The organism is Pseudomonas bananamidigenes (assembly GCF_001679645.1).
GTDB classification, from domain to species: domain Bacteria; phylum Pseudomonadota; class Gammaproteobacteria; order Pseudomonadales; family Pseudomonadaceae; genus Aquipseudomonas; species Aquipseudomonas bananamidigenes.
Map to the genome: position 1 here is coordinate 12,541 of NZ_LRUN01000076.1, position 20,707 is coordinate 33,247.

Below are 20,707 nucleotides of genomic sequence, written 5' to 3' on the forward strand. Positions count from 1 at the left end.
TTTAAGCCTGTTCCAACTTGGTTTCAACACGGGTCGCGGAAGCAGGGATCTTCCCGGCCGCTACCAGACGCTTGTGCTGCTCGGCTTCGATGCGTTCGATCACGTCGACCGGCACCATGTAGCCTTGATCGTCACGTGCAGCGTGGATCACGAAGTAGATGACAGTGCCGGCCAGGCTGGCGATCGCCAACCACCAGATGTGCCAGATCATCGCGAAACCGAACACGGTCAGCAGTGCGCCCATCACCACGCCAGTGGCGGTGTTGTTCGGCATGTGGATCGGCTCGTACTTGGCCGGAGTCTGGTACGCGGTACCGTTTTCCTTGGCTTCGGTGAACGGGTCGATGCAGTCTGCTTTTGGCAGCACGGCGAAGTTGTAGAACGGAGGTGGCGACGAGGTCGACCATTCCAGGGTGTGGCCGTTCCACGGGTCACCGTGTTCACACATGTTTTCCGGCTTGTTGCGGTCACGCACCGAGACGTACAGCTGGATCAGCTGGCAGGCGATGCCCACGGCGATCAGGATCGCACCGAACATGGCAACGTACAGGTACGGTACCCACTCAGGGTTGGTGGTGGCGTTCAGACGACGGGTCATGCCCATGAAGCCCAGAGCGTAGAGCGGCATGAACGCGACGAAGAAGCCCGAAATCCAGAACCAGAACGCTGCTTTACCCCAGCCTTCGTGCAGCTTGAAGCCGAACGCTTTCGGGAAGTAGAAGCCGAAACCTGCGATGTAGCCGAATACCGCGCCGCCGATGATCACGTTGTGGAAGTGCGCGATCACGAACAGGCTGTTGTGCAGAACGAAGTCGGCACCCGGAATGGCCAGCAGTACGCCGGTCATGCCGCCGATCGCGAAGGTCACCATGAAGCCCAGGGTCCACAGAACCTGGCTGGTGAAGCGCAGACGGCCCTGGTAGATGGTGAACAGCCAGTTGAACAGTTTCACACCCGTCGGGATGGAGATCAGCATCGTCGCCAGACCGAAGAAGGCGTTGACGCTGGCACCCGAACCCATGGTGAAGAAGTGGTGCAGCCAAACCATGAAGCCCAGTACCGAGATCGCGCCCGAAGCGTAGATCATCGAGTGGTGGCCGAACAGTTTCTTGCCGGTGAAGGCCGAGACCACTTCCGAGAAGATACCGAAGGCCGGCAGGATCAGGATGTAAACCTCAGGGTGGCCCCATGCCCAGAACAGGTTGACGTACATCATTGGATTGCCACCAAGTTCATTGGTGAAAATGTGGAAATCCATGTAACGGTCAAGGGTCAGCAGTGCCAGGGTCGCGGTCAGGATCGGGAACGAAGCCACGATCAGAACGTTTGCCCAGGTGCAGGTCCAGGTGAAGATCGGCATGTCCATCAGTTTCATGCCAGGGGTACGCATTTTCAGCACGGTAGCGAGGAAGTTGACCCCCGTTAACGTTGTCCCGAGACCGGATAGCTGTAGCGCCCAGATGTAGTAGTCCACACCCACCCCAGGGCTGTATTGCAGACCCGACAGCGGTGGATAGGCAACCCAGCCGGTCTTGGCGAATTCGCCGACGCCCAGGGAAACGTTGATCAGCACGACGCCGGACACCAGCAGCCAGAAGCTCAGGGAGTTCAGGAACGGGAACGCAACGTCGCGGGCACCGATCTGCAGCGGCACTGCAAGGTTCATCAGGCCGGTGAAGAATGGCATCGCCATGAAGATGATCATGATCACACCGTGAGCGGTGAAGATCTGGTCATAGTGTTCAGGTGGCAGGTAGCCAGGCGAACCCTCGGTGGCCATGGCCAGCTGGGTACGCATCATGATGGCGTCGGCAAAGCCACGCAGCAGCATGACCATGGCAACGATGATGTACATCACACCGATTTTCTTGTGGTCGACCGACGTCAGCCACTCGGTCCACAAGTAAGTCCACTTCTTGAAGTAGGTGATTGCAGCGAACAACGCCAGACCACCGAGCGCGATCATCGAGATGGTGACCATCACGATCGGCTCGTGGAAAGGGATCGCTTCCCAACTTAATTTACCAAACATCGTTTACTCCTCTGCCCCGGCAGCTGAATGCGAATTCGAGTCCATATCCGTTGCCGCCACTTCTTTCTCTTTCTTCTCGTGCTTCAGCGGCTTGCCCGGTTTCATGCCTTCGTACTTGTCGACGATGGTCTGGAACAGGTTCGGCGTGACCGAGGAGTAGAGCTCGACTGGATTGTTCTGGCTTGGCTTGGCAAGGGCTGCGTATTCAGCTTGTTCAAGCTGTTTAGGTGCCTTTTTGACTTCACTTACCCAGGCGTCGAAATCTTCCTGAGAAGTTGCGATCGCTTTGAATTTCATACCGGTGAAACCAGCGCCGCTGTAGTTGGCGGAGATACCGTCCATTTCAGCGTTGCGGTCAGCGATCAGATGCAGCTTGGTGGTCATGCCCGCCATCGCGTAGATCTGGCCGCCCAGACCCGGGATGAAGAACGAGTTCATCACCGCGTCCGAAGTGATCCGGAAGTTGACTGGCGTGTGCGCCGGGAACACGATCTTGTTGACCGTGGCGATGCCTTGTTCCGGGTAGATGAACAGCCACTTCCAGTCCAGCGCGACCACTTCGATGGTCACAGGCTTGACGTCGGATTCGATCGGACGATACGGATCCAGCGAGTGGGTCGACTTGTAGGTGATGTAACCCAGGGCAATGATGATCAGGACCGGAATGGTCCAGACGGCCACTTCGATCTTGGTCGAGTGCGACCATTTCGGGGTGTAGACGGCGTTCTTGTTGGAGGCGCGGTACTTCCAGGCGAACAGGAAGGTCATGACGATGACCGGCACAACGACCAACAGCATCAGCAGCGTGGCGGTGATGATCAGGTTGCGCTGTTCCAGGCCAACCTGGCCCGTTGGATTGAGCAAGGTCATGTTGCAGCCTCCCAGCAACAACGTGCCGAGCAGCGGCACTAGGCCTAGTAATCTGGGGTACCTGTTTTTACTCATCTCACGACCTCTAAAGCAGCTTGCGCAATGCAGTTGGGTTTTGATCGCCAACACTTCACCCTGCCAAGGGTTGGCATTTTCTTTGGATTGAATAAGGGCCGCCCGTCGCGCGTCAGACGCTCGACAAATCCTGGGACAGCGGTCAGTTCTTATTCGAATTCGTGGTCAAAGGCCTTGTTACAGACCAATTCCATTTGGTGCGGAAAGTTGGAAGGCACCGACACCTGGGTGTCTCGCAGGCCTTTCGGCCCCTCGACACCCGACTTCCTGCTCAGTTCCTTATAAAGGTTGAACAGTGCCGGGAATTCAGTGCGGGCGATTGTAGTTAGGTAGCGCCCTGGACACCATGTCTTATCCCGAAATAATTTTTATCGCTCAGAGCAACAATCCATCACCGTTTTTGCAAAAGTTCCGCATGTTATCGAAATCGATTCTCAACAAAAACACCAAAAAATGTAGGTGTACCTGGCTCGGATCAGACAGTTCCGAAGACATTTTCTGACACTGTGAAGCGCTTAAACCCCGATAACCCAAGGGCTTTGGCCAATGGCCACCCGTTGTTAAAACTGCCTGTTTCGGCACGAGCGTGCGCAAACCGAAAAACCCTGAAACAGACCAATCCTTTTTTGTAACAACACGCCTATCAAGACCTGCGAAAGACACTGCGACACACCCTGTGTGACAACATGTCGCACACCTGTCGCACCGTCCCTTGCCGTTCGTCACGACGTTTTCACAAAGACCCTGAAATGCAAAACGCCTCGATTTGCGTCACGGCAAAACGAGCGTTTGTGTTATCGGCGCAGGAGCCGAAAAGTTGATTCAGCGCAATGCCTTTCGGTTACGCGAGGTCAGCAGAGGTACCAGGATCACCACCAGCACGAAGGCCACCAGGGCCCATTGCGCCAGCGACAGGCCAAGGATCGGCGGGTACGGCGTCGAGCAGAAACCGTCGACCTGGAAGCCCAGCGGGAAGATCTTCGCCAGTGGCAGATCATCGACGATCGGTTGCAGCACATCGATGCCGCAACTCACCGCCGGGTAGAACTGGGTGTACACGTGATGCCCGGCAACGCCGGCGCCGGCAATCGCACAAATCACCACCAGCACCTCGAACACAGTGATGCTGCGGCGGGTGCGCATGGCCGCACCGATGAACGCGAACAGTGCGATCAGCAGCAAGGCATAACGCTGCAGGATGCACAGCGGGCATGGTGCTTCGCCCAGCACGACCTGCATGTACAGCGCGCCCCCGATCAGCGCCAGGCAGATGACGCCCAGCAACACCAGATAGCGTCGCTCACGTCCCAATCGAATCGTTTCCTCGCTCATCGCGTTTCCCTTTCTAGTCCATGGTTCAGCTGGCAGGCGCCTGCGCTTGCAGTTGCGCCATCAGGCTGATGTTGTCTTCGATATGCCAATTGGCCGTGATGCGGCCGTTGTCGATCTGATAGATATCGGTTGCCCGGAAGTCTACACGCTGGCCCTGCCCTTTGAGAGCCTTGAACGTACCGGTGAAGTGCCCGCGAAAGTGCAGGTGCACGACCACGCGATCACCGGCGACGATCATTTGCTCGATCTCGCAGCTCAGGTCCGGCACCGCCGTGCGAAAGAACTTCGACGCCAGCAATGGTCCCGTCGGCCCTTGCACCCGACCTTCCGGCGGGGTCTTGTCGACAAACTGCGGCGACAGGGCTGCAGTGGCCAACGCCTCTTCGCCCGTGTTCCAGAAACTGCCGTAACGCCGCGCCGCCAGCTCCATTGCATCACGCTGAGCCTTGGGCAGGCTCTGATCGACGATCAGGCTCTGCGGCTGGATCAACATGGACTCGGCAAAGACAAACGGACTGGACAGCAAGGCAAACGACAGGCCCAAAGCGGCCAGGCTGATACGACGGGAGGAAGCGAAGTGCGACATGGGGGCGATCCTGATCATGTAAACGAACGAGCGCCTATCATCAGCATCAGGGAATAAACGATAAACCGGTTAAGAAACGATTAACCTTTAAACAGAATTTAAGAATCAGGACCGTATAACGGCCAATCGCGAGCAGGCTCCCACCAGAATCGATGTCGTACACAAAATCTGTGGGAGCGAGCCTGCTCGCGAATGAAGGCGACTCGGTTCCGAATTATTCCAGAGCCGCCGCCGGCCCGAAGAACTCATACCGGCTCTGCTTCTCCGGTACACCCAGCGCCTTCAAATGACGCTTGATCGCGCCCATGAAGCCTTTCGGCCCGAGGAAGTAGGCGTCCACATCACGCTGTTCCGGCAGCCATTCACCCAATTGTTCCTGGCTCAACAGCCCGACCTTGTCGGCCGCCGGGCTCACGCCGTCATCTTCGGCGTAGCAATAGAAGCGCTTGAGCTGCGGATGACGCTCGGCCAGACCGTCGACCCAGTCACGGAACGCATGCACGCTGCCATTGCGCGCGCAATGAATGAAATGCACCGGACGCTCGGTTTCCAGCGCCGCTTCCAGCATCGCCAGGGTCGGGGTGATGCCCACGCCACCGCTGATCAGCACCAGCGGTTTGTCGCTCGCCGTCAGAGTGAACTCACCTGATGGCGGGAACAGCTGAATGCGAGCGCCGACGTGCAATTGATCGTGCAGATAATTGGAGGCGCGACCACCCGGTTCACGCTTCACACTGATGCGGTACTGGCCTTTATTGGTCAGGGCGGACAGCGAGTAGTTACGGCGGATTTCTTCGCCATCGAGCACCAGCTTCATGCCGATGTACTGACCCGGCTCGGCCGCAAGGATCGCCCCCTTGTCCGCCGGCTCGAAGTAGAACGAAATGATTTCCGCACTCTCCTCGACCCTGGCCGCGACGATGAACTCCCGCGCCCCGCGCCAGCCGCCGACGGCCTGTTCTTTCTGATCATAGATGGCGGTTTCGGCGCCGATCAGGATCTCGGCCAACTGACCGTAGGCCGCGCCCCACGCACTCATCACTTCCGGCGTGGCAATTTCATCGCCCAGCACTTCGGAGATGGCGCGCAGCAGGCACGTACCGACGATCGGGTAGTGCTCCGGCAGAATCTGCAGCGCCACATGCTTGTTGATGATTTTCGCCACCAGATCGCCCAACTGGTCGAGCTGGTCGATATGGCGGGCGTACATCAACACACCGTTGGCCAGGGCGCGAGGCTGGTCGCCACTGGCCTGGTGCGCCTGGTTGAACAGCGGGCGGACTTCCGGGTATTCGGAGAGCATCATGCGATAGAAGTGGGTGATCAGCGCTTCACCGCCGCTTTCCAGCAGCGGCACTGTGGATTTGACGATGGCACGATCCTGAACGCTAAGCATAAGGGTGACTCCTGAGCTTTCTCTAAAAGTTCCTTAACCGTTTCAGTTATCGTGCCAATTAAATTTTCCATATAAATCAATATGTTGAAATTTATGTAGTCAGATTGACACAAGTGCCTCTATAGTCGCTTCGACTACAACGTGTCTCTTTGACTACAAGCCCATGTCCGCCAAATCTTTGCTGACCGCTCTGCTCCCGCTGGTTTCCGACCTTTCCCGCGAATTGCCCGAAGGTGAGCGCTACCGGCGCCTGCTTGAAGCCATGCGCGCCCTGCTGCCGTGCGATGCCGCAGCCCTGCTGCGCCTCGACGGTGAATGGCTGGTGCCGCTGGCGGTGGACGGTTTGAGCACCGACACTCTCGGCCGGCGCTTCAAGGTCAGCGAACATCCGCGCTTTGAAGTGCTGCTGGCCGGCGAAGGGCCGACCCGCTTCGCCGCCGACAGCGAATTGCCCGACCCGTATGACGGACTGGTCGACGGCCTCGATGATCACCTCGAAGTCCACGATTGCCTCGGCTGCCCACTGTTCGTCGATGAAAAGCTCTGGGGCCTGATCACCCTCGACGCCCTCGATCCCGAGCGCTTCGAGCCCATTGAACTCGACGCCCTGCAAGCCTTCGCCAGTCTCGCTTCGGCCACCGTCAATGCCGCCGAACGCATCGAACGCCTGGCGATCCGCGCCGAAGACGAACACCAGCGTGCCGAGGTCTATCGCCAGGCCAGCGGCCAGCAGAACCGCGAAATGATCGGCCAGAGCAAGGCCCACAAACGACTGGTGGAAGAAATCAATCTGGTGGGCGGCAGCGACCTGACGGTGTTGATCACCGGGGAAACCGGGGTCGGCAAGGAGCTGGTGGCCCAAGCGATCCACGCCGCCTCCCCGCGTGCCGACAAACCGATCATCAGCCTCAATTGCGCGGCCCTGCCGGACACGTTGGTGGAAAGCGAACTGTTCGGCCACGTGCGCGGCGCCTTCACCGGCGCCACCAGCGACCGGCGCGGCAAGTTCGAACTGGCCAATGGCGGTACGCTGTTTCTTGACGAGGTCGGCGAGTTGTCGCTGACCGTCCAGGCCAAGCTGTTGCGCGTATTGCAGAGCGGCCAGTTACAACGCCTGGGATCGGACAAGGAACATCAGGTCGACGTGCGCCTGATCGCCGCAACCAACCGCGACCTCGCCGAAGAGGTGCGCAGCGGTCGCTACCGCGCCGACTTCTACCATCGCCTGAGCGTGTACCCGTTGCGGGTGCCGGCGCTGCGTGAGCGGGGTCGCGATGTGTTGCTGCTCAGCGGCTTTTTCCTCGAACAGAACCGTTCGCGCATGGGCCTCAACAGCCTGCGCCTGAACAGCGACGCCCAGGAAGCGCTGCTGGCCTACACCTGGCCTGGCAACGTGCGGGAACTGGAACACCTGATCGGGCGCAGTGCACTGAAAGCGCTGGGCAACTGCAAGGTACGACCGAAGATTCTCAGCCTGGGCGCGATGGATCTCGATCTGCCACGGGAGGTTGTGGATAACTCGCCGCAGCCCGCCAGCGCCGTCACTTCACTTCCTCAGATTTCCGGGGATCTGCGTAGCGCCACCGAGCAATATCAGCGGCAGTTGATCAGTGCCGCACTCGAGCGCACTCAGGACAACTGGGCCAGCGCCGCCCGCGAACTGGGGTTGGATCGTGCGAATCTGGGGCGGCTGGCGAAGCGGTTGGGGATGAAGGGCTAAAAGCACATCCGACAACTAACCTAAAGCCCGACCCTTTGACGCCGATAACCCGGCATCACTCGTTTCTGGCGATTTTCACCCTCGCCCATCACCTTTTTTCGCAGAAGGTTTTTATGTCTTCCAACAAAGCCCGCGCAGATTCACTTTCGCTTCTGCTGTTTACCTTGCGCAGCGGCAAGCTGATGGCGATCAACCTGCTGAAGGTCAGTGAAATCATCCCCTGCCCGCCACTGACCAAGCTGCCGGAGTCGCACCCCCACGTCAAAGGGATCGCCACCCTGCGCGGCAACTCCCTGTCGGTGATCGACCTGAGCCGGGCCATCGGCGAACGACCGCTGGAAGACCCGAACGGCGGCTGCCTGATCGTCACCGATGTCAGCCGTTCGAAGCAGGGCCTGCACGTGCAGGCAGTGAGCAAGATCGTGCATTGCCTGACCACCGACATCAAACCGCCGCCGTTCGGCTCTGGCGGTTCCCGCGCCTACATCACCGGCGTGACCTCGGTAGACGGCACGCTGGTGCAAGTGCTGGACATCGAGAAAGTCATCCACGGCATCGCGCCAGCGCAAATCGACATGGCCCCGACCGAGTTGAGCATGGAAGACGCCGAAGTGCTGGGCAACGCGCGGATTCTGGTGGTCGACGACAGCCAGGTGGCGTTGCAACAATCGGTGCACACCTTGCGCAACCTCGGCCTGGAATGCCACACCGCTCGCAGTGCCAAGGAGGCCATCGACTGCCTGCTGGACCTGCAAGGCACGGCGCAGCAGATCAACCTGATTGTCTCCGACATCGAAATGTCCGAAATGGACGGCTATGCCTTCACCCGGACCCTGCGCGAAACCCCGGACTTCGCCCACCTTTATGTGCTGTTGCACACCTCGCTGGACAGCGCGATGAACAGCGAAAAAGCCCGCCTCGCCGGGGCCAACGGCGTGCTGACCAAGTTCTCCTCGCCGGAGTTGACCCACTGCCTGATCGAAGCGGCCAAACACGTCGCCGCTCAGGGCTACTGAATCTTGAGCGAAACGTTCTGCTTTCTGATGCGGCGCGACCTGAGCCAGGACGTGCCGGCCATCGAGTGGCCGCAAGGCATCGAACTCACCACGTACAGCCGCGAACAGGCGGCCGCCGTGCATGAACTGATGCAAGTCGGTTACCGCGAAGGTGGCGGTCGGGTACCGGTGCTGGACGTCTGGCAACAGCAGTTTGAAAACGATCCGGAGTACGATCCGGCACTGTGCTTCATCGCCAGCAATGCCGAAGGCGTCATCGGCGTGGCGCAATGCTGGACCAGTTCATATATCAAGAACCTGGTGGTGCATCCTCGGGTGCAGGGTCGCGGACTGGGTCAAGCATTATTGCTTCACGCCTTCAAGGCGTTTCAGGATCGGCGCGAAGGCTTTGTCGATCTGAAGGTGCTGGAGGACAACCTGCGGGCCCGGCATTTGTATGAAAAGTCCGGAATGTATGTGGTCCGCCGGGAATTGGTGTCGGACTGACAAACTAAAATCCTGCGACATACTCAAACTCTGGCGATTAACCTCCAGGGAAGCCCCGACCATGAAACGCCTCGCCCTCTCCGTGCTGTGCCTCATCGCTCCAGTTGCCCACGCCTCCAGCCCCGACGCCTGGGCCGCCTACGACAAAACCGTACTCGCCGGTTGCACCAGGGCCAGCGGCCTGAAAGACGCCAAACCGGTTGGCACTGCGGCACAATTCGATGACCGCGTGGGCTACACCGCGCTGTTGCTGCAAGGCCAGTACCCGCAAAAACACATGAAGGGCCAGCAAGGCACCGAACTGTGCCTGTACAACAAGAAGTCGAAAACCGCGTACGTCACCGAATGGGACTCGATCCGCCCGGCCGCCAGACCCTGAACGAATGGCGCACAACTTGCTTCACTCCGGGCCTGTACGGCGGCTTTATGTCGCCGACTCACACCCCTGATTGAAGATTGCCCGCTCAATGAATACGACCTTTTCCTGCGTAGGTTGCGGCAAGTGCTGCACCGATCACCATGTACCCCTGACCCTCGCCGAAACCCGCATGTGGGCGGCCGACGGCGGTCAGGTGATCGTGCTGGTGGAGGCGTTTCTCGGCAACGGCCTGGGCCTGCCGCTGCAACAGCGTGAGCATGCGGAACGTCGCTCGGCGGCGGTACGCAGCGGAACGTCCGACGCCCATGTGGCGATCACCTTCGCCGCCTACAACGTCGGCCCCTGCCGGAATCTTGACGAAGACAAGCGGTGCCGCATCTATGAACGCCGGCCGCTGGTGTGTCGCATCTATCCCGCCGAAATCAATCCGCATATTGCGCTGAACCCTGTCGCCAAGGATTGCCCGCCAGAATCGTGGGAACAGGGGCCGGAGCTGATCGTCGGTGGCGAACTGGTGGATCAGGAACTGGTGACGCTGATCCAGCGTTCGCGCCAGGCGGATCGCGACGACATCCGGATCAAGGATGCGATCTGCGGACAACTGGGCATCCGCACCACGGCACTGAAGGGCGACGGGTTTACCGCGTATCTGCCGGACATGGGCGTGTTTGCCTCGGTGATCGATCAGGTCACCGCGCAGCCATTGAGCGAAATATCCAGTGAATGGCTGTTTCATCTGTCCGGTGATGATGTGGCCGGGCAGGTGCGGGCGACAGGCGCACAGGTGGTGACCGAACCGCCGCAGACGTATGCGTTTATTTCGTTGCGGGCGGCTTGATCCGGAGTTTTCGCCAAGGCTAATGGCCCCTTCGCGAGCAGGCTCGCTCCCACATTTGAAATGCAATCCTCTGTGGGAGCGAGCCTGCTCGCGAAGAGGCCGGCCCAGGCAACCTCAATCCCGAAGCCGCCGCCCCCAGAACTCCTGCGCCAGCGAGCGCAGATCCCCCGCCAGCCCGGCCACGTCCTGTGAGTTGAGCTGGCTCTGGCGCCCCTCATCCACCGTCAGCTCACACGCCGTGCGAATGCTGACGATGTTGCGGTTGATGTCCTCGCTCACCGCACTCTGTTCTTCAACCGCTGCGGCAATCTGCAGGCTCATCTCGGTGATCTGCTCGACTCGCCCGCTGATCCCGTCCAGTGCCCGGGCCGCACGCTGGGCCTGTTCGACGCTGTTATCCACATGTTCGCTGCTCTGCTGCATCACCAGCACCGCATCCCGCGCGCCGTTCTGCAGGGTGCTGATCATCCGCTGAATCTCGTTGGTCGACTGCTGGGTGCGCTGGGCCAGCCCCCGCACTTCATCGGCCACCACCGCAAACCCACGCCCGGCATCCCCGGCCCGGGCCGCTTCGATTGCGGCGTTGAGCGCCAGCAGGTTGGTCTGCTCGGCGATGCTGCGGATCACCTCCAACACCCCGGAGATCTCGCTGCTGTGGCCTTCCAGTTGATGAATCACCTCGGTCGCCCGGCCCAACTCCTCAGCCAGTCTCAACACCGCACTGCGACTTTCGCCAACCAACAGATGACCCTCGCGGGTTTCCGTCCCCGCCATATCCGCCGCCACCGACGCCTGCTGCGCATGGCTGGCGACCTCGGCCACACTGGCCGCCATCTGATGAATCGCCGCCGCCACCTGATCGGTTTCCGCCTGCTGCGCCAGGGTGCTGGTGTGACTGCTGTGCAGATGATCGACCAGTTGCGCCGCATGCCCGGCCAGCCGTTGCGACGCATCGCCGATCCGCCCGACCACCGCGCCAACCTGGGCTTCGAGCATCTGCAACGCAAACTCGATCTGCCCGAACTGATCCCGCCGCCCGGTATAAATGCCCTGGCTCAACGGGTTGTCGGCAATCAGCTGCGCCCGTTCGGTCAGCCGCTCCAGCGGACGCAGCAACCAACCCACACCCAGCGCGCACGCTCCACTGCCGGCGACCCACGCAGTGGCTTCGATACCCATGGACTCCGGTCGCAGCCAGGCTTCAATCCCCAGCACCAGCGCCAGCACCGCACTGGTCAACGCCACGATCCGCGCCCGCAACCCCGACACCGGCAGCCGCCTCCAACGCGACACCCGCCCCTCGCGCAATTGCGCGTAGGCCCGTTCCGCCGCAGCGATCTGCCGGGCATCCGGGCGCGTACGCACCGACTGAAACTCCACCGCCGCACCGTTCTGCGTGACCGGCGTGACATAGGCACTGACCCAGTAGTGATCACCGTTCTTGCAACGATTCTTCACCAGGCCCATCCACGACCGACCGCGCTTGATCGTCTGCCACATATGGGCAAACGCCTGAGCCGGCATGTCCGGATGGCGCAACAGGTTATGCGGCGTGCCCAACAGCTCGTCACGGCTGTAACCGCTGATCTTGATGAAGTCGTCGTTGGCGTAGGTGATCGCGCTGGTCAGATCGGTGGTCGAGAGAATGTTCGCATCCGGCGCAACCTCGACATTGCGCCCGGTCACCGGGAGATTGATCTTCATGGAAAGCGCGCTCGTTTTATTGGAAAGAGTCGGCAGGGCTGCTGACTCTAAGCGCACTAATTGACTGAACGTTGATCTGGCTCAGCAACTGAGCATTTAGCCATCACTGTGACCGAAAATCACAGACGATGGCTGCAGAAAGGAAGGGAGTCAGCGCTTGCCCATCGAACGGCGAGTACCCGACGGGGCCACACCCGGGGTCTTGGCGTGACGATCACCGCCCTTGCCCTTGAACTGCGGCTGTCTGGCGGCTTTGGCGGCGGCCAGTTCACCCGGCTTGAACGGAAACTTGAACGCAGGAATGGTCGGCTTGGATTCGCCGGCTTCGGCCAGCTCTGCCGGGACATCGCTCACGGCGTTGTCGATTGGGGAAGTCATGAAAGCTCCGGGAAGCAAAAAGTCCGGCCCGGTGGGTGAGCCGCGAAGGCGCGCAGTATACCTGCGCGCGGGGACTTTAAAGAGTCCCGAAAAGGGTACGACCGGTCCCTTTTTGGAACTGCTCGACTAACGGATCACGTCTGCGGATCAACCCGGTCCAGCGCCCTGTTCACCGCCAGCTCGGCCAGCATGATGATCTGCTGGATCCCGAGCGCCGTACTGCGCTGCGGGCCGCTGAGTTCATTGGCGAAATTGCTGGCGATGGTACTGGCCGAGGCCAGGGATTCGCAGGCATTGACCAACAGACTTTCGGTATCGACGTTGGGAGTGACCATGTACATCGTGCTCGGGCGTGGTTTCGAGGGCTTCGGGCAAAGGTAATAGTCGAGGGCGCGTTTGATGGCTTCGCGGTTACGGGCGAGGTCTTCGGCGCGCATGGCCTCTTCGAGAGGGGTGGGGGATTCGTAGGGTGGATCGGGTACGGGCTTCGTCATTGAAATGTTCCTGTTCAATAGCCAGCACTCGTCGTTTCTCACGCGACGAAGTGGTGGCAGCTATGTGCGGAGTGAGAAACCGGTAGGAACAGATCCGGCCGGACCGAAGTCCGCCCGCACACAGCCGCCATAAAACATCGCAAGCAGCAGATAAGCCGGCGGCAATTATGGTGGTACTGATGATGGATTAACAGTTCCCAAGGGTTCTCACACCCGATCACAGAGTTTTCTGCGACAGCCAAAGACTAGAGAGCGTGCTTCCGACGGACAACCTGAAAACGTTGTGGGAAGGGTCCGGAGTTGTTGTTGAAATTTAAACAACTTCAAGAGCTGCCCTCACCCTAGCCCTCTCCCGGAGGGAGAGGGGACTGACCGTGTTGTTTGGGAGGGCTGCTCCGACGTGACATACCGTGGTGAACTCGGGTTTAAAAAGCACACATCCTGCCTATGCTTTGGCTTTGGCTTTGGCTTTGGCTTTGGCTTTGGCTTTGGCTTTGGCTTCTCACCACTCAACACGATGAGCGTTAGCTCGAGTACCGCTTTTGACGTGCCGGCCCCATCGGAAGGCTGAGTGGAGGGATTTATCCGGGGGGTGGGAGCGCAGCGACCGTGCGGCGAAGCCGCATACATCGAGAGGAGGTGCAGCGAAGCAAACCGTAGGCGATGCCCCCGGATGAATCCCGGAGCGAAGGAACACCGAGCCACAGCGAGGTGCCGAACGCAGGGGCCAAGCCTTTTGGTTACTTTTCGGCGTTTGGAAAAGTGAGCCGCTGTAAGAGCGGAACCGCCAGCCGCAACACCCGAAGAAACGGATATTCACAAAGAACACCCACAACATGGTCGGCCCATAGGCCGCCAAGTCAAAAGCCAAAACTGACAGCGCCGTCAGTTAGCCGTCACCCTCCTGACCCCCAAACAAGTTTATAAAGAACCAACCTGCCCAAACCCCGTCCCCCCGGCGCCCCACAAGCATGCAAATCCAGAAGAACAAGGCCCTGCTTGCCACCCTGCTGATCGGCCTCGCAGCCGCCGGCCTGTGGTATGCAATCAAACCTGCACCGGCCAGACTCGCCGCCCCGACGGCGATCCCGGTCAGGATCGTCACCGTCAGCGAAAAAGACGTCCCCCGCTATACCAGCGGCATCGGCTCGGTCCTCTCGCTGCACAGCGTGGTGGTGCGCCCACAGATCGACGGCATCCTCACCAAGCTGTTCGTCAAGGAAGGTCAACTGGTCAAACAGGGCGACCTGCTCGCCACCATCGACGACCGCTCGATCCGCGCCAGTCTCGACCAGGCCCGTGCACAACTGGGGGAAAGCCAGGCGCAGCTGCAAGTGGCGCTGGTCAACCTCAAGCGCTACAAACTGCTCAGCGTCGACGACGGCGTCTCGAAGCAGACCTACGACCAGCAACAGGCATTGGTCAACCAGCTCAAGGCCACCGCCCAGGGCAATCAGGCGTCGATTGACGCGGCGCAGGTACAGCTTTCCTACACCCAGATTCGCTCCCCGGTCACCGGTCGCGTCGGGATTCGTACGGTCGACGAAGGCAACTTCCTGCGCATGAGCGACACTCAGGGTCTGTTCACCGTGACCCAGATCGACCCGATCGCCGTCGAGTTTTCCCTGCCTCAGCAAATGCTGCCGACCCTGCAAGGCCTGATCAGCGATCCGCAACGCGCCCAGGTCAAGGCCTACATCGGCGCCGACACCGATGGCGAAACCGCCAACCTGCTCGGCGAGGGGCACCTGACCCTGATCGACAACCAGATCAACGCCAACACCGGCACCATCCGCGCCAAGGCCGAATTCGCCAACCCCGACCAGAAGCTCTGGCCCGGCCTGCTGGTGACGGTAAAGATTCAGACGACACTGGATAAAAATGCCTTGGTCGTTCCGCCCACCGTCGTACAGCGGGGCCTGGATCAACACTTCGTGTACCGGGTCAGCGGTGACAAGGTTGAAGCCGTGCAAGTGCAGATGGTCTATCAAGGCAGCGGCCAGGACATCATCAAGGGCGTGAATCCCGGCGACGTACTGGTCAGCGATGGCCAATCGCGGCTCAAACCTGGCTCCACCGTGCAGGTCATGACTGAGCCGCCGCAGGTGGTGCAAGCGGAGTCCAGGCCATGAAACAGCACAACGGCGTTTCGACCTGGTGCATCGATCATCCGGTGGCGACGATTCTGCTGACCATCGCCCTGGTGCTGGTCGGGGTGATTGCCTTCCCGCGTCTGCCGATTGCGCCGTTGCCGGAAGCGGAATTTCCGACGATCCAGGTCTCCGCCCAACTGCCCGGCGCCAGCCCGGACACCATGGCGTCCTCCGTGGCCACGCCGCTGGAGGTGCAATTCAGCGCCATTCCCGGCATGACCCAGATGACGTCCAGCAGTGCGCTGGGCTCCACTCTGCTGACGCTGCAATTCACCCTCGACAAGAGCATCGACACCGCCGCCCAGGAAGTGCAGGCCGCAATCAACACCGCCGCCGGCAAACTGCCGAAAGACATGCCGACCCTGCCGACCTGGAAGAAGGTCAACCCGGCCGACAGTCCGGTGCTGATCCTCAGCGTCAGTTCCACGCAGATGCCCGGCACCGAACTCAGTGACCTGGTGGAAACCCTGCTGGCCCGTCAGATCAGTCAGATCGACGGTGTAGGCCAGATCAACATCACCGGTCAGCAGCGTCCGGCGATTCGCGTCCAGGCTTCAGCGGACAAACTGGCGGCCATCGGCCTGACCCTCGCCGACATTCGTCTGGCCATCCAACAGACCAGCCTCAACCTCGCCAAAGGTGCGCTGTATGGCGAATCGAGCATTTCCACGCTGTCGACCAATGACCAGTTGTTCCACCCCGAGGAGTACAGCCAGCTCATCGTTTCCTACAAGGACGGCGCCCCGGTTCACCTCAAGGATGTCGCGAAAGTCGTCAACGGTTCGGAAGATGCCTACGTGCAGGCCTGGGCCGGCGACCGACCGGGGGTGAATCTGGTGATCTCCCGCCAGCCGGGGGCCAACATTGTCGAGACCGTGGATCGCATCCAGGCCGCCCTGCCCGGCCTCGAAGCCATGCTGCCGGCCTCGGTGCAGGTCAAGGTGCTGATCGACCGCACCCAGACCATCCGCGCCTCGCTGCATGAAGTGGAGATCACCCTGCTGATCGCGATCCTGCTGGTGGTGGCGGTGATGGCGCTGTTCCTGCGCCAGCTGTCGGCGACGATGATTGTGTCAGCGGTGCTCGGTGTGTCGCTGACCGCCAGTTTCGCCTTGATGTACCTGCTCGGTTTCAGCCTGAACAACCTGACGCTGGTGGCCATCGTCGTGGCGGTCGGTTTCGTGGTCGACGATGCGATCGTGGTGGTGGAAAACATTCACCGCCATCTGGAGGCCGGCGACAGCATGCGTGAAGCGGCGGTCAAGGGTGCCGGCGAGATCGGCTTCACCGTGGTGTCGATCAGTTTCTCGCTGGTGGCGGCGTTCATACCGCTGCTGTTCATGGGCGGCGTGGTCGGGCGTCTGTTCAAGGAATTCGCCCTGACAGCCACCTCGACCATCCTGATTTCCGTGGTGGTGTCGCTGACGCTGGCGCCAACCCTCGCCGCGCTGTTCATGCGCAAACCGGTGCATCACGCCCACGATAAACCGGGCTTCAGCGAACGCCTGCTCGGCTGGTATGAAAAAGGCCTGCGCCGGGCCCTTGCCCACCAGAAACTGATGATCGCGGTGTTCGGTGTCTCCGTGGCGATGGCGATCGGCGGCTATATTTTTATCCCCAAGGGTTTTTTCCCGGTGCAGGACACCGGTTTCGTTCTCGGCACCACCGAAGCCGCTGCGGACATTTCCTACAGCGACATGGTGAAAAAGCACCTGGCGATGGCGGAAATCGTCGCTGCCGACCCGGCCGTGCAGGCGTTTTCCCATTCGGTGGGCGTGTCCGGCAGTAACCAGACCATCGCCAATGGTCGCTTCTGGATTGCCTTGAAGCCCCGCGGCGAACGCGACGTTTCGGCCAGTCAGTTCATCGACCGCATCCGGCCGCAACTGATGAAAGTGCCCGGCATCGTGCTTTACCTGCGCGCCGGTCAGGACATCAACCTCAGCTCCGGCCCGAGCCGTGCGCAGTATCAATACGTACTCAAGAGCAACGACGGGCCGACGCTGGCCACCTGGACCCAGAAGCTGACCGAGAAACTGCGCAGCATTCCGGCATTCCGCGACATTTCCAACGACCTGCAACTGGGCGGCAGTATCACCCACATCAGCATCGACCGCAGTGCCGCTGCGCGTTTCGGCCTGACCGCCAGCGATGTCGACGAGGCGTTGTACGACGCCTTCGGTCAACGGCAGATCAACGAGTTCCAGACCCAGGTCAATCAGTACAACGTGATTCTGGAACTGGACACCGCACAACGCGGCAAGGCCGAAAGTCTCAATTACTTCTACCTGCGCTCGCCGTTGAGCGGGGAAATGGTGCCGCTGTCGGCGCTGGCACGGTTCGATGCACCGACCATCGGCCCCTTGTCCATCGCTCACGACGGCATGTTCCCGGCTGCCAACCTGTCGTTCAACCTGGCGCCCGGCGTGGCACTGGGCGACGCGGTCATTCTGCTCAACCAGGCCAAGGCCGAGATCGGCATGCCGACCGCAATCAGCGGCAACTTCCAGGGTGCGGCGCAGGCGTTCCAAAGTTCGCTGAAGAGTCAACCATGGCTGATTCTCGCGGCGCTGGTGGCGGTGTACATCATTCTCGGTGTGCTCTATGAGAGCTTCGTCCATCCGCTGACGATCATCTCGACCTTGCCGGCGGCAGGCCTTGGCGCTGTGATCATGCTGTGGATCTGCGGCCAGGACTTTTCGATCATGGCGCTGATCGGGCTGGTGTTGTTGATCGGTATCGTCAAGAAGAACGGCATCCTGATGATCGACTTCGCCCTGGAAGCCCAGCGTCAGCGTGGACTCGCGCCGCAGGATGCGATTTTCGAGGCGTGCCTGACGCGGTTCCGACCGATCATCATGACCACCCTCGCCGCCCTGCTCGGCGCCCTGCCGCTGATGCTCGGCTACGGCACCGGCGCCGAACTGCGCCAGCCGCTGGGGATTGCAGTCGTGGGCGGCTTGCTGGTGAGCCAGATGCTGACGCTGTTCACCACACCGGTCATATACTTGTGGCTCGAGCGGCTGTTCCACAAGCCCAAACCATCGCCCGTCGCGGCGCTGGCAACGACAGACTGAGGCGGGTCATGCGCGTCCTGATTATCGAAGACGAAGAGAAAACCGCGGACTATCTGCACCGTGGCCTGACGGAGCAGGGTTACATCGTGGACCTGGCCCGCGACGGCGTCGAGGGCCTGCACCTGGCGCTGGAAAGCGATTACGCGGTGATTGTCCTCGACGTGATGCTGCCGGGCCTCGACGGTTTCGGCGTATTGCGTGCCTTGCGTGCGCGCAAGCAGACGCCGGTGATCATGCTCACCGCCCGCGAACGGGTCGAAGACCGGATCCGGGGTTTGCGCGATGGCGCCGACGATTACCTCGGCAAACCGTTTTCCTTCCTCGAACTGGTGGCACGGCTGCAAGCGCTGACCCGGCGCAGCGGTGGCCATGAACCGGTGCAAGTGAGCATCGCCGACCTGTGGATCGACCTGATCAGCCGCAAGGCCACCCGGGCCGGCACCCGGCTGGATCTGACGGCGAAAGAGTTTTCGCTGCTCAGCGTGCTGGCCCGGCGTCAGGGTGAAATCCTGTCGAAAACCGCGATTGCGGAAATGGTCTGGGACATCAATTTCGACAGCGACGCCAATGTGGTCGAAGTCGCGATCAAACGTCTGCGGGCCAAGCTCGACGGGCCGTTCGACGAGAAACTGCTGCACACCATCCGTGGCATGGGGTATGTGCTGGAGAGCCGTGGTGTCCAGTAATTCAATAGCGCTGCGCCTGAGCGGGATGTTCACGCTGGTGGCGTTGCTGGTGTTTCTGTTGATCGGCGGTGCGCTGTATCAACAGGTGGACAAGGGCCTGGGGCTGTTGCCGGAAGCCGAGCTGGATGCGCGTTACAGCGTGCTCGAGTCGGCACTCAACCGCTTCGGCACGCCTGAGCACTGGGTGAAGATCAACGCCAAGCTGAACCTGCTCGGCGAGGAAGACAAACGCATCCATTTCTGGGTGGTGAGCGGCGATCCGGGTTATGAGTATGGCCGGCCGGATGCCTTGATCCGCGCCTTTGCCCAAGGCCCCTTGGGCATGCGCGACCTGCCACTGCCCGGTCATGATGACCCGCTGAAAGTGCTGCTGACCGAACTGCCGGCCAAGGATCAGCGCCCGCCCCTGCGCTTCATGATCGGCATTGATACCGAAACCTTTCACCAGACCCAGCACAAACTGCTGATCGCCTTGATCGGCCTGGCGATCGTTGGCGTGTTGCTGGCATCGGCCTTGGGTTATTGGGTCGCGCGGATCGGCCTGAAACCATTGATCAAACTGTCCCAGGAGGCCCAGCGCCTGGCGCCGCCACTGCGGGCCGGGCGCTTGCGTCTGTCGCCGCTGCCGCCGGAACTGGAACAGTTTGTCGACTCGTTCAACTCGACGCTGGAGCGGGTCGAACAGGCGTATTCACGGCTGGAATCGTTCAACGCCGACGTGGCCCATGAGCTGCGCTCGCCGCTGACCAACCTGATCGGCCAGACCCAGGTCGCCCTCACTCGCGGGCGCTCCGCCGAACACTATTTCGAAGTGCTGCAATCCAACCTCGAAGAGCTGGAACGCCTGCGCTCGATCATCAATGACATGCTGTTTCTGGCCAGTGCCGATCAGGGCAGCAAGGCCACCAAACTGACGTCGACGTCTCTGGCCGACGAAGTAGCGACCACGCTCGAATACCTCGACTTTATCCTCGAAGACGCACAGGTTCAGGTTCACGTGAGCGGCGACGCCCAGGTGCAGATCGAGATCGCCCATCTGCGCCGGGCATTGATCAATCTGTTGAGCAACGCCGTGCAACACACCGCGCCGGGCCAGATCATCGAAGTGCAGATCACGGTCGAGGAGCATCAGGTCAGCATCGGCGTGGCCAATCCCGGTGCGCCGATTGCCAGCGAGCACTTGCCACGGCTGTTCGAGCGCTTCTACCGGGTCGATGCCTCGCGCAGCAACAGCGGCAACAACCACGGCCTGGGGCTGGCGATCGTCAAGGCGATCGCGCTGATGCATGGCGGCGATGTGTTTGTGCGCAGTGATCGCGGCATGAACACCTTCGGAATCCACCTCCCGGTCTGAAAAGCCCCCTCACCCTAACCCTCTCCCGGAGGGAGAGGGAACTGACCGCGTTGTTCTTTCGAGTTACGCCGACCCGAAAAATCCAGCCGAACTCTGATTCTGAAACGCCCGCAATCGGCTCCCTTTCCCCC

At 60.7% G+C, this 20,707-nt stretch carries 17 protein-coding genes and 1 pseudogene; 9 read left to right on the top strand and 9 right to left on the bottom strand.

The window, feature by feature from the left end; all coding sequences use genetic code 11:
• Nucleotide 1: 1 nt before the first annotated feature.
• The 5 genes from cyoB to hmpA all read right to left on the bottom strand — a co-directional run bounded on the left by cyoB (nucleotide 2) and on the right by hmpA (nucleotide 6,291).
• On the bottom strand, nucleotides 2-2,032 hold the full coding sequence (gene cyoB, locus BBF94_RS23460; protein ID WP_065261341.1) for a cytochrome o ubiquinol oxidase subunit I: 2,031 nt from the start codon (nucleotides 2,030-2,032) through the stop codon (nucleotides 2-4).
• Nucleotides 2,033-2,035: 3 nt separating this feature from the next.
• Entirely contained in the window at nucleotides 2,036-2,977 is a 942-nt protein-coding gene (cyoA, locus tag BBF94_RS23465; RefSeq protein WP_065261342.1) for a ubiquinol oxidase subunit II, read from the bottom strand.
• Between the two features lie 822 nt (nucleotides 2,978-3,799).
• The gene (locus BBF94_RS23470; RefSeq protein ID WP_065261343.1) at nucleotides 3,800-4,309 is read right to left on the bottom strand and encodes a disulfide bond formation protein B; all 510 of its coding nucleotides are present in this window, start codon (nucleotides 4,307-4,309) and stop codon (nucleotides 3,800-3,802) included.
• 25 nt (nucleotides 4,310-4,334) lie between these two features.
• Nucleotides 4,335-4,895, bottom strand: coding sequence for an ester cyclase (locus tag BBF94_RS23475; protein WP_065261344.1), 561 nt, complete (start codon nucleotides 4,893-4,895; stop codon nucleotides 4,335-4,337).
• Between the two features lie 214 nt (nucleotides 4,896-5,109).
• The gene (hmpA, locus tag BBF94_RS23480) at nucleotides 5,110-6,291 is read right to left on the bottom strand and encodes an NO-inducible flavohemoprotein (protein WP_065261345.1); all 1,182 of its coding nucleotides are present in this window, start codon (nucleotides 6,289-6,291) and stop codon (nucleotides 5,110-5,112) included.
• 163 nt (nucleotides 6,292-6,454) lie between these two features.
• Here hmpA and norR point away from each other — a divergent pair, with 163 nt between their 5' ends.
• From norR to BBF94_RS23505, 5 genes are all read left to right on the top strand, one after another.
• On the top strand, nucleotides 6,455-8,011 hold the full coding sequence (gene norR / locus BBF94_RS23485; RefSeq protein ID WP_065261346.1) for a nitric oxide reductase transcriptional regulator NorR: 1,557 nt from the start codon (nucleotides 6,455-6,457) through the stop codon (nucleotides 8,009-8,011).
• Nucleotides 8,012-8,124: 113 nt separating this feature from the next.
• Nucleotides 8,125-9,027, top strand: a complete 903-nt coding sequence (locus tag BBF94_RS23490) for a chemotaxis protein CheV (protein WP_065261347.1) — start codon at nucleotides 8,125-8,127, stop codon at nucleotides 9,025-9,027.
• A gap of 27 nt (nucleotides 9,028-9,054) precedes the next feature.
• Nucleotides 9,055-9,513, top strand: a complete 459-nt coding sequence (locus BBF94_RS23495; RefSeq protein ID WP_065261348.1) for a GNAT family N-acetyltransferase — start codon at nucleotides 9,055-9,057, stop codon at nucleotides 9,511-9,513.
• A 61-nt stretch (nucleotides 9,514-9,574) separates the two neighbouring features.
• Nucleotides 9,575-9,892 (top strand): hypothetical protein, encoded by a 318-nt coding sequence (locus BBF94_RS23500; RefSeq protein ID WP_065261349.1) that lies wholly within the window; start codon nucleotides 9,575-9,577, stop codon nucleotides 9,890-9,892.
• An 88-nt stretch (nucleotides 9,893-9,980) separates the two neighbouring features.
• Nucleotides 9,981-10,730 (top strand): YkgJ family cysteine cluster protein, encoded by a 750-nt coding sequence (locus BBF94_RS23505; RefSeq protein ID WP_065261350.1) that lies wholly within the window; start codon nucleotides 9,981-9,983, stop codon nucleotides 10,728-10,730.
• A 114-nt stretch (nucleotides 10,731-10,844) separates the two neighbouring features.
• Here BBF94_RS23505 and BBF94_RS23510 read toward each other — a convergent pair whose 3' ends face one another.
• The 4 genes and pseudogenes from BBF94_RS23510 to BBF94_RS23520 all read right to left on the bottom strand — a co-directional run bounded on the left by BBF94_RS23510 (nucleotide 10,845) and on the right by BBF94_RS23520 (nucleotide 13,306).
• Nucleotides 10,845-11,909: a methyl-accepting chemotaxis protein gene (locus BBF94_RS23510; protein ID WP_455430440.1), complete on the bottom strand. Its 1,065-nt coding sequence runs from the start codon at nucleotides 11,907-11,909 to the stop codon at nucleotides 10,845-10,847.
• A gap of 243 nt (nucleotides 11,910-12,152) precedes the next feature.
• Nucleotides 12,153-12,434, bottom strand: a pseudogene (locus BBF94_RS28555) (PAS domain-containing protein); the annotation flags it as partial.
• Between the two features lie 150 nt (nucleotides 12,435-12,584).
• Nucleotides 12,585-12,812, bottom strand: coding sequence for a hypothetical protein (locus BBF94_RS23515; protein ID WP_065261352.1), 228 nt, complete (start codon nucleotides 12,810-12,812; stop codon nucleotides 12,585-12,587).
• Between the two features lie 134 nt (nucleotides 12,813-12,946).
• Nucleotides 12,947-13,306 (bottom strand): DUF6124 family protein, encoded by a 360-nt coding sequence (locus BBF94_RS23520; RefSeq protein ID WP_065261353.1) that lies wholly within the window; start codon nucleotides 13,304-13,306, stop codon nucleotides 12,947-12,949.
• A gap of 971 nt (nucleotides 13,307-14,277) precedes the next feature.
• Between BBF94_RS23520 and BBF94_RS23525 the strand changes: the two genes are divergently transcribed.
• From BBF94_RS23525 to BBF94_RS23540, 4 genes are read left to right on the top strand one after another with little or no spacing between them, the layout of a single operon-like run.
• Nucleotides 14,278-15,438 (top strand): efflux RND transporter periplasmic adaptor subunit, encoded by a 1,161-nt coding sequence (locus tag BBF94_RS23525; protein WP_065261354.1) that lies wholly within the window; start codon nucleotides 14,278-14,280, stop codon nucleotides 15,436-15,438.
• Nucleotides 15,435-18,536, top strand: coding sequence for a multidrug efflux RND transporter permease subunit (locus tag BBF94_RS23530; protein ID WP_065261355.1), 3,102 nt, complete (start codon nucleotides 15,435-15,437; stop codon nucleotides 18,534-18,536). Before BBF94_RS23525 ends, BBF94_RS23530 begins: the two co-directional genes overlap by 4 nt.
• An 8-nt stretch (nucleotides 18,537-18,544) precedes the next feature.
• A complete protein-coding gene (locus tag BBF94_RS23535; protein ID WP_065261356.1) occupies nucleotides 18,545-19,222 on the top strand; it encodes a heavy metal response regulator transcription factor in 678 nt (225 codons plus the stop codon).
• On the top strand, nucleotides 19,212-20,576 hold the full coding sequence (locus tag BBF94_RS23540; protein ID WP_065261357.1) for a heavy metal sensor histidine kinase: 1,365 nt from the start codon (nucleotides 19,212-19,214) through the stop codon (nucleotides 20,574-20,576). Before BBF94_RS23535 ends, BBF94_RS23540 begins: the two co-directional genes overlap by 11 nt.
• Nucleotides 20,577-20,707: the final 131 nt, after the last annotated feature.

What these genes read in the sequence shown, in the direction of transcription:
- cyoB (WP_065261341.1), bottom strand. Translation starts at nt 2,032, where the DNA reads ATGTTTGGTAAATTAAGTTGGGAAGCGATCCCTTTCCACGAGCCGATC.
- cyoA (WP_065261342.1), bottom strand. Translation starts at nt 2,977, where the DNA reads ATGAGTAAAAACAGGTACCCCAGATTACTAGGCCTAGTGCCGCTGCTC.
- BBF94_RS23470 (WP_065261343.1), bottom strand. Translation starts at nt 4,309, where the DNA reads ATGAGCGAGGAAACGATTCGATTGGGACGTGAGCGACGCTATCTGGTG.
- BBF94_RS23475 (WP_065261344.1), bottom strand. Translation starts at nt 4,895, where the DNA reads ATGTCGCACTTCGCTTCCTCCCGTCGTATCAGCCTGGCCGCTTTGGGC.
- hmpA (WP_065261345.1), bottom strand. Translation starts at nt 6,291, where the DNA reads ATGCTTAGCGTTCAGGATCGTGCCATCGTCAAATCCACAGTGCCGCTG.
- norR (WP_065261346.1), top strand. Translation starts at nt 6,455, where the DNA reads ATGTCCGCCAAATCTTTGCTGACCGCTCTGCTCCCGCTGGTTTCCGAC.
- BBF94_RS23490 (WP_065261347.1), top strand. Translation starts at nt 8,125, where the DNA reads ATGTCTTCCAACAAAGCCCGCGCAGATTCACTTTCGCTTCTGCTGTTT.
- BBF94_RS23495 (WP_065261348.1), top strand. Translation starts at nt 9,055, where the DNA reads ATGCGGCGCGACCTGAGCCAGGACGTGCCGGCCATCGAGTGGCCGCAA.
- BBF94_RS23500 (WP_065261349.1), top strand. Translation starts at nt 9,575, where the DNA reads ATGAAACGCCTCGCCCTCTCCGTGCTGTGCCTCATCGCTCCAGTTGCC.
- BBF94_RS23505 (WP_065261350.1), top strand. Translation starts at nt 9,981, where the DNA reads ATGAATACGACCTTTTCCTGCGTAGGTTGCGGCAAGTGCTGCACCGAT.
- BBF94_RS23510 (WP_455430440.1), bottom strand. Translation starts at nt 11,909, where the DNA reads ATGGGTATCGAAGCCACTGCGTGGGTCGCCGGCAGTGGAGCGTGCGCG.
- BBF94_RS23515 (WP_065261352.1), bottom strand. Translation starts at nt 12,812, where the DNA reads ATGACTTCCCCAATCGACAACGCCGTGAGCGATGTCCCGGCAGAGCTG.
- BBF94_RS23520 (WP_065261353.1), bottom strand. Translation starts at nt 13,306, where the DNA reads ATGACGAAGCCCGTACCCGATCCACCCTACGAATCCCCCACCCCTCTC.
- BBF94_RS23525 (WP_065261354.1), top strand. Translation starts at nt 14,278, where the DNA reads ATGCAAATCCAGAAGAACAAGGCCCTGCTTGCCACCCTGCTGATCGGC.
- BBF94_RS23530 (WP_065261355.1), top strand. Translation starts at nt 15,435, where the DNA reads ATGAAACAGCACAACGGCGTTTCGACCTGGTGCATCGATCATCCGGTG.
- BBF94_RS23535 (WP_065261356.1), top strand. Translation starts at nt 18,545, where the DNA reads ATGCGCGTCCTGATTATCGAAGACGAAGAGAAAACCGCGGACTATCTG.